At 71.4% G+C, this 14,768-nt stretch carries 13 protein-coding genes; all 13 read right to left on the reverse strand.

Features of this window, described 5'->3' with window-relative positions:
* Positions 1 to 5: 5 nt before the first annotated feature.
* The 13 genes from metK to pyrR all read right to left on the reverse strand — a co-directional run bounded on the left by metK (position 6) and on the right by pyrR (position 14,743).
* Complete coding sequence (metK, locus tag KBX46_RS15400) at positions 6 to 1,199, reverse strand: methionine adenosyltransferase (RefSeq protein WP_088947464.1); 1,194 nt, start codon at positions 1,197 to 1,199, stop codon at positions 6 to 8.
* Positions 1,200 to 1,286: 87 nt separating this feature from the next.
* A complete protein-coding gene (gene coaBC / locus KBX46_RS15405; protein ID WP_210793011.1) occupies positions 1,287 to 2,495 on the reverse strand; it encodes a bifunctional phosphopantothenoylcysteine decarboxylase/phosphopantothenate--cysteine ligase CoaBC in 1,209 nt (402 codons plus the stop codon).
* A gap of 14 nt (positions 2,496 to 2,509) precedes the next feature.
* Positions 2,510 to 2,773: a DNA-directed RNA polymerase subunit omega gene (gene rpoZ, locus KBX46_RS15410; protein ID WP_030335666.1), complete on the reverse strand. Its 264-nt coding sequence runs from the start codon at positions 2,771 to 2,773 to the stop codon at positions 2,510 to 2,512.
* Between the two features lie 64 nt (positions 2,774 to 2,837).
* Positions 2,838 to 3,371, reverse strand: a complete 534-nt coding sequence (locus KBX46_RS15415; RefSeq protein WP_210793012.1) for a guanylate kinase — start codon at positions 3,369 to 3,371, stop codon at positions 2,838 to 2,840.
* Positions 3,372 to 3,396: 25 nt separating this feature from the next.
* Positions 3,397 to 3,714, reverse strand: a complete 318-nt coding sequence (gene mihF / locus KBX46_RS15420; RefSeq protein WP_030335662.1) for an integration host factor, actinobacterial type — start codon at positions 3,712 to 3,714, stop codon at positions 3,397 to 3,399.
* 178 nt (positions 3,715 to 3,892) lie between these two features.
* Positions 3,893 to 4,729: an orotidine-5'-phosphate decarboxylase gene (pyrF, locus tag KBX46_RS15425; RefSeq protein ID WP_210793013.1), complete on the reverse strand. Its 837-nt coding sequence runs from the start codon at positions 4,727 to 4,729 to the stop codon at positions 3,893 to 3,895.
* A 68-nt stretch (positions 4,730 to 4,797) separates the two neighbouring features.
* The gene (locus KBX46_RS15430) at positions 4,798 to 6,072 is read right to left on the reverse strand and encodes an adenosylmethionine--8-amino-7-oxononanoate transaminase (protein ID WP_210793014.1); all 1,275 of its coding nucleotides are present in this window, start codon (positions 6,070 to 6,072) and stop codon (positions 4,798 to 4,800) included.
* 343 nt (positions 6,073 to 6,415) lie between these two features.
* Entirely contained in the window at positions 6,416 to 7,462 is a 1,047-nt protein-coding gene (locus KBX46_RS15435) for a quinone-dependent dihydroorotate dehydrogenase (RefSeq protein ID WP_210793015.1), read from the reverse strand.
* The gene (gene carB / locus KBX46_RS15440) at positions 7,459 to 10,806 is read right to left on the reverse strand and encodes a carbamoyl-phosphate synthase large subunit (protein ID WP_210793016.1); all 3,348 of its coding nucleotides are present in this window, start codon (positions 10,804 to 10,806) and stop codon (positions 7,459 to 7,461) included. Before carB ends, KBX46_RS15435 begins: the two co-directional genes overlap by 4 nt.
* Positions 10,799 to 11,962 carry a glutamine-hydrolyzing carbamoyl-phosphate synthase small subunit gene (carA, locus tag KBX46_RS15445; protein ID WP_088947457.1) on the reverse strand — a complete coding sequence of 388 codons (1,164 nt, stop codon included), beginning with the start codon at positions 11,960 to 11,962 and terminating at the stop codon, positions 10,799 to 10,801. The genes carB and carA overlap by 8 nt, the downstream gene beginning before the upstream one ends.
* Positions 11,962 to 13,239 carry a dihydroorotase gene (locus KBX46_RS15450; RefSeq protein ID WP_088947456.1) on the reverse strand — a complete coding sequence of 426 codons (1,278 nt, stop codon included), beginning with the start codon at positions 13,237 to 13,239 and terminating at the stop codon, positions 11,962 to 11,964. Before KBX46_RS15450 ends, carA begins: the two co-directional genes overlap by 1 nt.
* Positions 13,236 to 14,162, reverse strand: a complete 927-nt coding sequence (locus tag KBX46_RS15455) for an aspartate carbamoyltransferase catalytic subunit (protein WP_088947455.1) — start codon at positions 14,160 to 14,162, stop codon at positions 13,236 to 13,238. Before KBX46_RS15455 ends, KBX46_RS15450 begins: the two co-directional genes overlap by 4 nt.
* Positions 14,159 to 14,743 carry a bifunctional pyr operon transcriptional regulator/uracil phosphoribosyltransferase PyrR gene (pyrR, locus tag KBX46_RS15460; protein ID WP_210793017.1) on the reverse strand — a complete coding sequence of 195 codons (585 nt, stop codon included), beginning with the start codon at positions 14,741 to 14,743 and terminating at the stop codon, positions 14,159 to 14,161. Before pyrR ends, KBX46_RS15455 begins: the two co-directional genes overlap by 4 nt.
* Positions 14,744 to 14,768: the final 25 nt, after the last annotated feature.

Genomic DNA, 14,768 nt, shown 5'->3' on the forward strand with positions numbered 1-14,768 from the left:
GGCGGTCAGGCTCCCGCGGCCGACTTGAGGTCGGCGGCCCGGTCGGTGCTCTCCCAGGTCAGGTCCGGCAGCTCCCGGCCGAAGTGGCCGTACGCGGCGGTCTGCTGGTAGATCGGGCGGAGCAGGTTGAGGTCCCGGATGATCGCGGCCGGGCGCAGGTCGAACACCTCGGTGACGGCCTTCTCGATCGAGGAGACCGGCACGGTCTCGGTGCCGAACGTCTCGATGAACAGGCTCACCGGGTGCGCCTTGCCGATGGCGTAGGCGACCTGCGCCTCACACCGCTCGGCCAGGCCGGCGGCGACCACGTTCTTGGCGACCCAGCGCATCGCGTACGCGGCCGAGCGGTCCACCTTGGACGGGTCCTTGCCGGAGAACGCGCCACCGCCGTGCCGGGCGTACCCGCCGTAGGTGTCGACGATGATCTTGCGGCCGGTCAGGCCGGCGTCACCCATCGGGCCGCCGATCTCGAAGCGGCCGGTCGGGTTGACCAGCAGCCGGTAGCCCTCGGTGTCCAACCCGAGGCTCTCCAGCTCCGGCGCGATGACGTGGTCACGCACGTCCGGGGTGAGCAGCGAGTCCAGCGAGATGTCCGCGGCGTGCTGGCTGGACACGACAACGGTGTTCAGCCGGACCGGGCGCAGCCCCTCGTACTCGATGGTGACCTGGGTCTTGCCGTCCGGGCGCAGGTAGGGGATCGTGCCGTCCTTGCGGACCGCGGCGAGCCGGCGGGCCAGCCGGTGGGCGAGGGCGATCGGCAGCGGCATCAGCTCGGGCGTCTCCGAGCAGGCGAAGCCGAACATCATGCCCTGGTCGCCGGCGCCCTGCGCGTCCAGCGCGCTCTCCGACGCCCCGGTACGCAGCTCGAAGGCGTTGTCCACGCCCTGCGCGATGTCCTCGGATTGCGCGCCGATGGAGACGCTGACCCCGCAGGAGGCGCCGTCGAAGCCCTTCTTCGACGAGTCGTAGCCGATGTCGAGGATGGTCCGGCGGACGATCGTCGGGATGTCGGCGTACGCCTTGGTGGTCACCTCACCGGCGATGTGCACCTGGCCGGTGGTGATCATGGTCTCCACCGCGACCCGGCTGTGCGGGTCCTCGGCCAGCAGCGCGTCGAGGATGCCATCGCTGATCTGGTCAGCGATCTTGTCCGGGTGGCCTTCCGTGACCGATTCGGACGTGAAGAGACGGCGTGTCACGGCACTCCTAAGCGTGTGAGGTCGTTCCGCGGCAGTCTAATCACCACTGCGGCCGGTGTCGGGATCGGTCGCGCCGTTTACCACTCGTCAGGAACTGCCGGGCAGCCGCGCCACGACGAGATCCCAGACAGTGTCGGCCACGGCCTCCTTGGCCTGCTCGGGAAGCCGGCTGACCGAGCCGTCCGCCCCGATGACCGTCACCGTGTTGGTGTCGGCGCCGAAGACCTTGTCGGGGCCAACCTCGTTGATCACGATCAGGTCGGCCCGCTTCCGGGCGAGTTTTGCTCTGCCGTTGGCCTCGGCGTCGCCGGTCTCGGCGGCGAACACCACCAGCAGCTGCTCCGGTCGCTTGCGCTGGCCGAGCTCCGCTGCGATGTCGGGGTTCGTGACGAGCTCGATGGTGGGCGCGACACCATCGTCCGACTTCTTGATTTTGCCAGCCGCGTACGTCGCCGGGCGGAAATCGGCCGGAGCCGCCGCCATCACCACCGCGTCGGCGTCGACGGCGGCCTTCACCGTCGCCTCCCGCAGCTCGGCGGTGGTGCCCACCCGGATCAGGTCGACGCCGGCCGGGTCGGGCAGGGACACATTCGCCGCGATCAGGGTGACCCGGGCGCCCCGGGCCACGGCGGCGCGGGCGAACGCGTAACCCTGCTTGCCCGAGGAGCGGTTGCCCAGGAAACGGACCGGGTCCAGTGGCTCCCGGGTGCCACCCGCGGTGACGACCACCCGACGGCCGGCCAGGTCGGCGAGGGCGACGTCGCCCCGGGCCAGCACCTGACGGGCGATGGCGAAGATCTCCGCCGGGTCGGGCAGTCGCCCCTTGCCGGTGTCGACGCCGGTGAGCCGGCCGACGGCGGGCTCGATGACCCGGACGCCCCGGGAGCGCAGCGTGGCGACGTTGGCGACGGTGGCTGGGTGCTCCCACATCTCGGTGTGCATGGCGGGGGCCAGCAGCACCGGGCAGCGGGCGGTCAGCAGGGTGTTGGTCAGCAGATCGTCGGCGAGCCCGTGCGCGGCCTTGGCGAGCAGGTCGGTGGTGGTCGGCGCGACCACCACCAGGTCGGCCTGCTTACCGAGTCGGACGTGCGGCACCTCGTGGACGTCGGTCCAGACGTCGTCGGCGACCGGCTGGCCGGAGAGTGCCGCCCAGGTCGGCGCCCCGACGAACCGGAGCGCCGACGCGGTCGGCACGACACGGACCCGGTGACCTGATTCGGTGAAGAGTCGCAGCAGCTCACACGCCTTGTAGGCGGCGATGCCGCCGCCAACCCCGAGGACGATCGAGGCGGACATCGGCCGGCGAGTGCTTACGGCTGGTCGGTCGGCTCGGCGGTGAGCAGGCCCGAGTTGATCTCGCGCATGGCGATGGAGAGGGGCTTCTCCTGCGGGGTGGTCTCGACGAGCGGGCCGACGTACTCCAGCAGACCCTCACCGAGCTGGCTGTAGTAGGCGTTGACCTGGCGCGCGCGCTTGGCGGCGAAGATGACCAGCGCGTACTTCGACGTCGTCTTCTCGAGGAGCTCGTCGATCGGCGGGTTGGTGATGCCTTCGGGGTTGGCGATGGATCCCACGAATTAACCTCTGCGTCTTTCGAGCCGCGCGGACGCGGTGCTGAGTCTCAACAGCGGCCGACCGTCAGCCGCGCACTCGCGACCAGGTCGGATCCGGATAAGAAGAACCGAGTAAGCCTACCAGCTCGTCGGCCACCCGCTCGGTGAGGTCGTGGGTCAGCGTGTGCTCGAAGGCGGCCGCCACCACGGCGTCGGGGTGATACCCGGGTGGGCTCAGCAGCACCAGCCGCGAATCGGGCAGGCGCGCGCGCACCAGCGGGGCGCCAGGCAGGTCGAGCGAAAGAAGCACCGGCTGCCCGGCGTCGAGCCGGGCGCGCAGCGGTTGGTATGGGGTGCCCCGGCGGTACGAGCCGATCCGGGACCACTCCAGCAGCTCGCCGTCGACGAGTCGGCGATCGAACTCGGCGGGGGCGAGGAAGACGCGGTCAACGCCGTCGATTTCCGACTCCCGGCGCGGCCGTGTGGTCGCCGGCACCGGCAACCACACGGACGGAGAACGCGCCCGGACGAGCTCGACGACACTCTCCCTGCCGGAACCCGAAGGTCCAGCCAGGACAGTGAGCCGAGCCGCCGGGCGCGCCTCGTCATCCGTGCTCACTGCTTGTTTCTACACGCTGCCAGGTTCAGTTGGCGGCGAACTCTCCAAGCAGTGCCTTGCGCTGCTGCTCGCCGAGGCCACGCAGGCGACGGCTGTCGGCGATCTTGAGCTTCTCCATGATCTGGGTGGCCCGGATCTTGCCGATACCCGGCATGGCCTGCAGGACGGCCGAAACCTTGAGCTTGCCGACGACGTCGTCGCTCTCGGCGCGCTCGAGGACAGCACCGAGGGTGGTCTTGCCCTGCTTGAGCTGCTCCTTCAGCTGAGCACGGGCCTTGCGGATCTCCGCGGCCTTCTCGAGCGCGGCAGCGCGTTGTTCGGGGGTCAGTGACGGGAGCGGCACCAGTTCTCCTCAGGTCCCTATCGCGGCGGGCGGGGCGCACCGCCGCATCTGTGAAACGTGGTGTCGCTGTGAACCAAGGGGTCCGTGGTTCCCAGCGCGGGGAAAACTAGCGGTCAACGGAGCTTTCGGCAACGTGGGGGGCCCATGATCAACGCACAGTGACCGACCCGTCAGTCAGTCACCGGGCAGGCAATACGGCCCGACAGTCGGCCAGAACCCGGTCCGCGGCGGCCCGCAGGGCAGCGACGTCGGGGCCCGCCGAGAGCACCTCCCGGGAGTACGACGGGAGCACCGAGCCCAGGCTCGAACCGAAGACGGTACGCAGATCGGCTGCCCCGGCACCCTGCGCGCCGAGGCCCGGGGCGAGCAGTGGACCCCCCACGCCGGATAGGTCGTGACCGGTGTCGCCGATGGTCGCCCCGACCACCAGACCGAAGCTCCCGAGTGGTGTCGCACCCCTGTTGAGCTGGGAAATCTCGTCGATGACGGTCTGCGCCACGGTGCGGCCGTCGGCCGTACGGGCCCGCTGCACGGCCGCGCCCTCAGGGTTGGAGGTGAGGGCGAGCACGAACACCCCGCCGCCGTGCTGGGCGGCCAGCTCGAACATCGGCGCCAGCGAACCGACCCCGAGGTAGGGGCTCGCGGTGACCGCGTCGACATACAGCGGGCTGGATGGATCAAGGTACGCGGAGGCGTACGCGCTCACCGTCGAGCCGATGTCGCCGCGCTTGACGTCAAGGAGAACGAGCGAGCCAGCATCCCGTAACTGTCGGATAGTTGACTCAAGAATCGCCACGCCGTGGGACCCGAATCGCTCGAAAAAGGCCGACTGAGGCTTGACCACCGCAACCCGGTCACCGAGGGCTTCCACGACGGTTTGGGTGAAGCGGTCAAGACCCTGAAGGTCGTCGGCGAGACCCCAACGGGCCAGCAGACCGGGATGCGGGTCGATGCCCACACAGAGCGGCCCCCGCTCGTCGACCGCCCGGTGCAGCCGGCTTCCGAAGCTCTCCATCCGGTACTCCCTCTCTCCTCCTGCCGGGCGGCGGACCGCCTCCCGGGTACCCGTCGACCAATACCGGTTCAGCCGGCCGCCACCGCCGCCGCGACGCCAGCCGCGATCCGAGCCAGGTCGACGTCGTCGGTGACGTACGGCGGCATCGTGTAGACCAGGTCGCGGAACGGGCGCAACCACACCCCCTGCTCGACCGCGGCCCTGGTGGCCGCGCCGAGGTCGACCTCGTGATCGAGCTGCACCACCCCGATCGCGCCGAGCACCCGCACGTCGGCGACGCCCGGCGTGCCGCGCAGGGGCTCCAGACCGGCACGCAGACCGGCGCCGACCCTGGCGACCTGCCCCGCCCAGTCCCCGGCCCGCAGCAGCCCGATGGAGGCGTTGGCCACCGCGCAGGCCAACGGGTTGCCCATGAACGTGGGCCCGTGCGCCAGCACGCCGGCGGCGGAGATGCCACGGGCGACCTCAGGGGTGCAGAGCGTCGCCGCGAGCGTCAGGTAGCCCCCGGTGAGTGCCTTGCCCACGCACAGCACGTCCGGGGTCACCCCGGCGTGCTCGGCCGCGAACATCGCACCGGTACGGCCGAACCCGGTGGCGATCTCGTCGAAGATCAGCAGCACCCCGTGGGCGCGGGTCACCTCGCGCAGCACCCGCAGGTAACCCGGGTGGTGGAAACGCATCCCGCCGGCGCCCTGGACGACGGGTTCGACGATCACCGCGGCCAGCTCGTCGGCGTACCGCTCGACGGTCTCCACCAACGCCGCCACGTACGCGTCGTCGGGCGGGTCGTCGAAGCCGCCCGGCGGAACCGGCGCGAACACCTGCCGGGGCAGCACGTCGCCCCAGAGGTGGTGCATGCCGCCCTCCGGGTCGCAGACGCTCATCGGGTGGAACGTGTCGCCGTGGTAGCCGCCCCGCCAGGTCGCCAGCCGGCGTCGCTGCGGCTGCCCGACGGCCCGCTGGTACTGCAGGCACATCTTCACCGCCACCTCCACGCTGACGGAGCCGGAGTCGGCCAGGAACACGTGCTCCAGGCCCTCCGGGGTCAGCTCGACCAGGGTCCGGGCGAGCTGCACGGCGGGCTCGTGGGTGAGCCCGCCGAACATCACGTGACTCATCCGGCCGAGCTGGTCGGTCACCGCCGCGTCCAGCACCGGGTGCCGGTACCCGTGGATCGCCGCCCACCAGGACGACATCCCGTCCACCAGCTCCCGCCCGTCGGCCAGCCGCAGCCGTACCCCCTCGGCGCTCCGCACCACGTAGGGCGGGTTCGTCGGCGGCAGCGCGGCGTACGGGTGCCAGACGTGCGCCCGGTCGGCGGCCAGGATCTCCTCGGGTGTCACGCGTACTCCTTCGTGCCTCAGGCGGCCCGGACGGCGGACGTCCTGCGGCCGGGTCGAACCTCGCCGTCGCCGCCTCCCGCGCCGCCGCCGCTCCCATGTCCGCTGCCTTTGCTCTGCACCCACGGACGCGACACCCGGGGACGCGACACCCACGGACGCGACACCCGGGGACGCGACACCCGGTGACGCGACACCCGGTGACGCGACACCCGGTGGCCGGGTGTCGCGCTCCGGGTGGTGCATCCACGGGTGCAGAGCAAAGGGGCAACAGCGGGGGTGGGCTCCTCGGCGCGCAGCGGGCTCGACGCCCGGTTGCGCCGGGCCAGCACCGGACCGGGGGCGGTCACCGACCGGCGACCGGTTCCGGTGCCACGGTTACGGCCGTCGCGCGGGCGGCGGCGCGCACCAGGGCCGGGCCCCGGTAGATGAAGCCGGTGTAGAGCTGCACCAGGGACGCGCCTGCGTCGAACATCCGTGCCGCGTCGTCCGGGTCGAGCACCCCGCCGACGCCGACGATCGGTAGCCGGCCACCGGTTTCGGAGTGCACGAAGGCGACTACGTCGCGGGCCCGCGTGGTCAGGGGCCGACCGGACAGACCACCCGCCTGGGCGCCGCGCTCGGCGTCCACAGTGGCCAGACCGGTACGGGCCAGGGTGGTGTTGGTGGCGATCACCCCGGCGGCGCCCCGGGCCAGGCACACCTCCAACAGCTCGGCGATCGCCGCCTCGGTCAGGTCCGGCGCGATCTTGACCAGCACCGGCTTCTCCCCCACCAGGGCGCCGAGCAGCGCGTCCAGGTGGGCGCGGTCCTGCAACGAGCGCAGCCCCGGCGTGTTGGGTGAGGACACGTTCACGGCGAAGTAGTCGCCGTGCCCGCGCAGCGCCCGGTACGAGGCGAGGTAGTCCTCGACCGCCTCGTCGAGCGGGGTCACCTTGGACTTGCCCAGCGAGATGCCCAACGGCACCCCGAGCGGGCGCGGCAGCGCCGCCAGCCGGGTGGCCAGCGCGACGGCCCCGGCGTTGTTGAAGCCCATCCGGTTGACCACGGCCTCGCTGGCCGGCAGGCGGAACAGCCGCGGCCGTGGGTTGCCCGGCTGGGCGTGCGCGGTGACAGTGCCGACCTCGACGAAACCGAAGCCGAGCGCCGGCCAGGCCGGCAGCGCCACGCCGTCCTTGTCCATGCCGGCGGCCAGCCCGACCGGGTTGGGGAACCGCACGCCGAACACGGTGCGCGGCGCGTTGACCGCGTACCGGGCCCGCAGCGCGGCGAGGGCCACCGGACGCCGCGACAGCGCGCTCAAACGCCGCAGTGTCCACTCGTGCGCCACCTCGGCGTCCCCACCGCCGAGCCGGAACAACTGGGGGCGTACCACCCGCTCGAACAGGGTCACTGGGCCGCCCGCAGGGTGGCGTGAAGGTCCTGCAGGGGGCGTACCTGCATGTCGCCGCGGATCCGCGCCTCGATGCCCATCACGGCCGCGGCGGCGCCGGGAACCGTGGTGATGCAGGGGATGTCGGCGGTGACGGCCGCGCTGCGGATCTCGTAGCCGTCCGAGCGGGCACTGGCACCCGAGCCCTGCGGCGTGTTGATCACCAGCGCCACGTGGCCGCCACCGATCAGCGACACCGCGTCGTCGCCCTCACCGGCCTGGTAGTGCTTACGGATCTGCTCGCAGGCGATGCCGTGCCGGCGCAGCACCTCGGCCGTGCCGGCGGTCGCGACGATCTCGAAGCCCAGATCGGCCAGCCGCTTGATCGGGAAGATCATGCCGCGCTTGTCCCGGTTGGCCACCGACACGAAGATCTTCCCCGCGGTCGGCAGCGAGCCGTACGCGGCCGACTGGCTCTTGGCGAACGCGTGCCCGAAGTTGGTGTCGATGCCCATCACCTCGCCGGTCGACTTCATCTCCGGCCCGAGCAGCGAGTCGATCCCCTTGCCGGCGCGCGTCCGGAAGCGCTTGAACGGCAGCACCGCCTCCTTGACCGCGATCGGCGCGTCGGCGGGCATCGTGCCCCCGTCCCCGGTCGCCGGCAGCAGGCCCTCGGCGCGCAACTCGGCGATGCTCGCGCCGAGCGCGATCCGGGCCGCCGCCTTGGCCAGCGGCACCGCCGTCGCCTTGGAGACGAACGGAACGGTCCGCGACGCCCGCGGGTTGGCCTCCAGGACGTAGAGCACGTCGTCCTTGAGGGCGTACTGCACGTTGAGCAGGCCGCGGACGCCGACGCCACGCGCGATGGCCTCGGTGTAGCGGCGCACCTCGGCCAGGTGCGAGCCGGCGAGGGTGATCGGCGGCAACGCGCAGGACGAGTCGCCGGAGTGGATGCCGGCCTCCTCGATGTGCTCCATCACGCCGCCGATGTAGACCTCGCCGTCGGCGTCGCAGAGCGCGTCCACGTCGATCTCGACGGCGTCGTCGAGGAACCGGTCCACCAGCACCGGGTGATCCGGGGAGATGTCGGTGGCGCGTCCGATGTAGTCGCGCAGCGTCGGGTCGTCGTAGACGATCTCCATGCCCCGACCGCCCAGCACGTACGACGGCCGGACCAGCACCGGGTAACCGATCTCGTCGGCGATCGTCTTGGCCTCGTCGTAGGACGTGGCCATGCCGTGCGCCGGCGCGCGCAGCCCGGCCCGGGCCAGTACCGTGCCGAACGCGCCGCGCTCCTCGGCCAGGTGGATCGACTCCGGGGAGGTGCCGACGATCGGCACGCCGGCGTTCTTGAGCCGCTGCGCCAGGCCCAGCGGCGTCTGCCCGCCGAGCTGTACGACCACCCCGACCACGCCCGGCCCGCCGGCCGCCCGGCCGGACGAGTCCTCCGCGTGCCAGACCTCCAGGACGTCCTCGAAGGTCAGCGGCTCGAAGTAGAGCCGGTCGGCGGTGTCGTAGTCGGTCGAGACCGTCTCCGGGTTGCAGTTGACCATGACCGTCTCGTAGCCGGCCGCCCGCAGCGCCTGCACCGCGTGCACGCAGGAGTAGTCGAACTCGATGCCCTGCCCGATCCGGTTCGGGCCGGAGCCCAGGATCAGCACCTTCGGCCGGTCCGACGGCACGACCTCGGTCTCCAGGTCGTACGTCGAGTAGTGGTACGGCGTGGTGGCCTCGAACTCGGCCGCGCAGGTGTCCACCGTCTTGTAGACCGGACGCACGTCGAGGCGATGCCGCAGGGTCCGTACGCCGTCCTCGGCGGCCAGCTCCGGGCGCAGCGCGGCGAGCTGCCGGTCGGACAGCCCGGCCCGCTTCGCCACCCGCAACAGGTCGGCGTCGAGCACCGGCGCGTCCACGATCTCCGTACGCAGCTCGATCAGGGCGGCGATCTGGTCGAGGAACCACGGGTCGATCCCGCCGGAGGCCTCGGCGACCTCGGCGATCGACGCGCCGAGGCGCAGCGCCCGCTCGACGGTGTACAGCCGGCCGTCGTGCGGGATCCGCAACGCGGCGAGAGTGTCCGCGAGCGTGACGTCGGCCGGGTCCGGCACGGTCCAGAAACCGGCGGCCTTGGTCTCCATCGAGCGCATCGCCTTGTTCAGCGCCTCGGTGAAGTTGCGCCCGAGGCTCATCGCCTCACCCACCGACTTCATCGTGGTGGTCAGCTCCGGGTCCGCACCGGGGAACTTCTCGAACGCGAACCGGGGGATCTTCACCACCACGTAGTCCAGGGTCGGCTCGAACGCCGCCGGGGTCTTCAGGGTGATGTCGTTGGGGATCTCGTCGAGGGTGTAGCCGATGGCCAGCTTCGCGGCGATCTTCGCGATCGGGAAGCCGGTCGCCTTGGAGGCCAGCGCCGAGGAGCGCGACACCCGGGGGTTCATCTCGATCACGACGATCCGGCCGTCGACCGGGTTGACCGCGAACTGGATGTTGCAGCCGCCGGTGTCCACCCCGACCTCGCGCAGCACAGCGATGCCCAGGTCACGCAGGCGCTGGTACTCCCGGTCGGTGAGCGTCATGGCCGGGGCCACTGTGACGCTGTCGCCGGTGTGCACGCCCATCGGGTCGATGTTCTCGATCGAGCAGACCACCACGACGTTGTCCCGCCGGTCGCGCATCAGCTCAAGCTCGTACTCCTTCCAACCGAGCACGCTCTCCTCGATGAGCACCTCGTGCACCGGGCTGGCGGACAGGCCGTCGCCGGCGATGCGGGCCAGGTCCTCCGGGGTGTGCGCCATGCCGGAGCCCAGGCCACCCATGGTGAACGACGGCCGGATCACCACCGGCAGACCCAGGTCGGCGACGGTCGCCTCGACCTCGTCCATCGAGTGGCAGACCCGGGAGCGGGGCACCAGCCCGGTCGGGTCGTCGACGCCCAGGCGGACCCCGGCCTTCGCCACGATCTCCTTGAACAGCTGCCGGTCCTCGCCCCGGTTGATGGCGTCGATGTTCGCGCCGATCAACTCCACGCCGTACTTCTCCAGGACACCACCCTCGTGCAGGGCGACGGCCGTGTTCAGCGCGGTCTGCCCACCGAGGGTCGCCAGGATCGCGTCGGGGCGCTCCTTGGCGATGACCAGCTCCACGAACTCCGGGGTGATCGGCTCGACGTAGGTGGCGTCGGCGAACTCCGGGTCCGTCATGATCGTCGCCGGGTTGGAGTTGACCAGGCTGACCCGGATCCCCTCACTGCGCAGCACCCGGCACGCCTGGGTGCCGGAGTAGTCGAACTCGCAGGCCTGCCCGATGACGATCGGCCCGGAGCCGATCACGAGAATGTGCTTGAGATCGGTCCGCTTAGGCATTGCTGCGCCCCCTGCTGTGGTTCCGACCCTCGATCAAGTCGGCGAATCGGTCGAAGAGGTAGTCCGCGTCGTGCGGGCCGGCCGCCGCCTCCGGGTGGTACTGCACCGTGAACGCGGGCACGTCCACGGCCCGCAGCCCCTCGACCACGTTGTCATTGAGGCAGACGTGCGACACCTGGACGCCGCCGAAGTCGGTGTCGATCACCTGGTCGGGGACCACCGCGCCAGCACCCGCGCCCGGCACCTTGACCGCGAAGCCATGGTTGTGGCTGGTCACCTCGACCTTGCCGGTGACCCGGTCGAGCACCGGCTGGTTGATCCCCCGGTGGCCGTAGCCCAGCTTGTAGGTGCCGAAGCCGAGCGCCCGGCCGAGGATCTGGCTGCCGAAGCAGATGCCGAACAGCGGCACCTCCCGCCGCAGCGCCTCCCGGGCCAGCGCCACCGGGGCGTCGGCGGTGGCCGGGTCGCCCGGACCGGGCGACAGGAAGATCGCGTCGGCGCCGGTGGCGAGCAGGTCGTCGATGCTCGACGAGGCCGGCAGCACGTGGGTGGTCACCCCACGGGTGGCGAGTCGGCGCGGCACGTTGCGCTTGATGCCCAGGTCGAGGGCCGCCACGGTGAACCGGTGCTCGCCGATAGCCTCGACGACGTACGGCTGGGCGGTGGTCACCTCGGCGGACAGGTCCGCACCGACCATCTGCGGTGCCTGGCGGACGCGGGTCAGGAGGCTCTGCGGGTCGTTGTCGACGCTGGAGATGCCCACCCGCATGGCGCCACGCTCGCGCAGGTGCCGGGTCAGCGCCCGGGTGTCCACCCCGCTGATGCCCACCACACCCTCGGTGGCGAGCCGGTCCTCCAGGCCGCCGGTGGCGCGCCAGTTCGAGCCGATCCGGGCCGGGTCGCGTACGACGTAACCGGCCACCCAGATCCGGCCGGACTCGTCGTCCTCGCCGTTGACTCCGGTGTTGCCGATGTGCGGCGCGGTCTGCACCACCACCTGCCGGTGGTACGACGGGTCGGTGAGTGTCTCCTGGTAGCCGGTCATGCCGGTGTTGAAGACCGCCTCGCCGAAGGTCTCCCCGACGCTGCCGTACGCCTCACCGGGGAACGTGCGCCCGTCCTCCAGGACCAGGATTGCGGGTCTGCGCTTGACCATTACTTGACAGCCTTTCCGTCCAGGACCGTCGGCTCGCCACGCAGGAAGGTCGCCACGATGCGACCCGGCAGCGTCATGCGGGCATACGGGGTGTTGCGACTGCGACTGGCCAGCTCCGCCGGCTCGATGGTGCGGTGGGCGGCCGGGTCGATCAGGGTCAGGTTGGCCGGCACGCCGGGTGCCGGGTCGATGCCGTGCCCGGTCAGCCCCGCGATCCGGGCTGGGGTGCGCGACATCCGCTCGGCGATCAGGTCCCACTCGGGACCGAGCACGTCGAGCGCGATGGACAGGGCGGTCTCCAGGCCGAGCATCCCCGGCCGGGCGTACGCCCACTCGCACTCCTTGTCCTCCACGGCGTGCGGGGCGTGGTCGGTGGCGATCACGTCGATCACACCGTCGGCGAGCGCGGCGCGCAGCGCGGCGATGTCCGCGGCCGTCCGCAGCGGCGGGTTGACCTTGAAGACCGGGTCGTAGCTCTCCGCACGCTCGTCGGTGAGCAGCAGGTGGTGCGGGGTGACCTCGGCGGTGACGCGTACGCCGCGTGCCTTTGCCTGGCGCAGCACCTCGACGCTGCCGGCGGTGGAGACGTGGCAGACGTGCAGTCGGCTGCCGACGTGTTCGGTGAGCAGCACGTCGCGGGCGATGATCGCCTCCTCGGCGACCGCCGGCCAGCCGATCAGCCCGAGCCGGGTGGAGACCTCACCCTCGTGCATCTGGGCGCCCTCGGTGAGCCGGGGCTCCTCGGCGTGCTGGGCGATGATCCCGTCGAACGCCTTGACGTACTCCAGGGCCCGGCGCATCAGCAGCGGGTCGGCGACGCAGTGCCCGTCGTCGGAGAAGATCCGCACCCGGGCCGCGGAGTCGGCCATCGCGCCCAGCTCGGCCAGCCGCTCGCCGGCGAGCCCGACGGTGACCGCGCCGATCGGCTGCACGTCGACCAGCCCGGCCTCGCGGCCCAGCCGCCAGACCTGCTCGACCACGCCGGCGGTGTCAGCGACCGGGGAGGTGTTGGCCATCGCGCAGACCGCCGTGTAGCCCCCCATCGCCGCCGCGCGGGACCCGGACTCGACGGTCTCGGCGTCCTCCCGGCCGGGCTCGCGCAGGTGGGTGTGCAGGTCGACGAGGCCGGGCAGGGCGACCAGCCCGGTGCCGTCGACAACTCCTGCGTCCGGCGCGGACAGACCGGCGCCAACCTCGGCCACCACGCCGTCGCGGATCAGCAGATCGGTCGGCGGGCCGCCGACGACGCTCACGCTGGTGATCAGGTACGCGCTCACCGGTTGTTCCCTCCGAGCAGCAGGTAAAGGACAGCCATCCGCACGGAGACCCCGTTGGTGACCTGTTCGACGATGGTGGAGCGGGGTGAGTCGGCGACCTCGGGGGTGATCTCCATCCCCCGGTTCATCGGGCCGGGGTGCATGACGATCGCGTGCTCCGGCAGCCGACGCATCCGCGGGCCGTCCAGCCCGTAGCGGCGGGCGTACTCACGCGCGGAGGGGAAGTAGGAGTCGTTCATCCGTTCCCGCTGCACCCGCAGCATCATCACCACGTCGACATTCGGCAGCACCGAGTCCAGGTCGTAGGAGACGTCGGTGGCCGGCGCCAACGCTCCGGCGATGTCGACCGGGATGAGGGTGGGCGGGCCGACCAGGGTGACCTTGGCGCCGAGGGTGGAGAGCAGCAGCACGTTGGAGCGGGCGACCCGGGAGTGCAGGACGTCCCCGACGACCGCGACCGACAGGCCGGCCAACCGGCCCAGCCGGGACCGCATGGTGTACGCGTCCAGCAGTGCCTGGGTGGGGTGCTCGTGGGTGCCGTCGCCGGCGTTGACGACCGACCCGTCGACCCAGTTGGCCAGTCGGTGCGGCGCGCCGGAGGCCGGGTGCCGGACGACCACGGCGTCGGCGCCCATGGCCTGCAGGGTCAGCGCGGTGTCCTTCAGGCTCTCACCCTTGGTGACGCTGGACCCCTTCGCGGAAAAGTTGATCACGTCGGCGCTGAGCCGCTTCGCCGCCGCCTCGAAGGAGATCCGGGTGCGGGTGGAGTCCTCGTAGAAGAGGTTCACCACGGTCCGGCCGCGCAGCGCGGGCAGTTTCTTGATCTCCCGGCCGGCGACGGTGGCCATCTCGGCGGCGGTGTCCAGGATCTCGGTGGCGGTCGCGGCGTCCAGGTCGGCGCCGGAGAGCAGATGCTTGATCATGAGGTGGGTCCCCCGTAGAGCTTGACCTCGTCCGTCCCGTCGGTCTCGGCGAGCGTCACCTTCACGCTCTCGGCGAGCGAGGTCGGGATGTTCTTGCCGACGTAGTCGGCGCGGATCGGCAGCTCCCGGTGGCCGCGATCGACCAGGACGGCGAGCTGCACGGACGCTGGTCGGCCCACGTCGTTGAGCGCGTCGAGCGCGGCCCGGACGGTGCGGCCGGAGAACAACACGTCGTCGACGAGGATGACCCGCTTGCCGTCGATACCGCCGGGCGGCAGCTCGGTCGGGCCGATCGCGCGGGTGGCGTGCCGGCGCAGGTCGTCGCGGTAGAGGGTGATGTCGAGCACACCGACCGGAACGGCGACGTCCTCGAAGGTGCTGATCCGGTCGGCGAGCCGCCGAGCGAGGGGGGTTCCTCTGGTGGGAATCCCAAGAAGCACCGTGTTGGCGGCGCCCTGGGTCTTCTCCAGGATCTGGTGGGCGATGCGGTCGACCACGCGTTGCACGTCGGCGCTGGCGAGGATCACCTTCACCGAGGGTTGTCGCGGTGGTGACGAGCCGGCAGCCGGTGGGTATGCCACGGCGGACCTCCTTCCCCGCCTCACT

The organism is Micromonospora sp. C81 (assembly GCF_018070425.1).
Lineage (GTDB): Bacteria > Actinomycetota > Actinomycetes > Mycobacteriales > Micromonosporaceae > Micromonospora > Micromonospora zamorensis.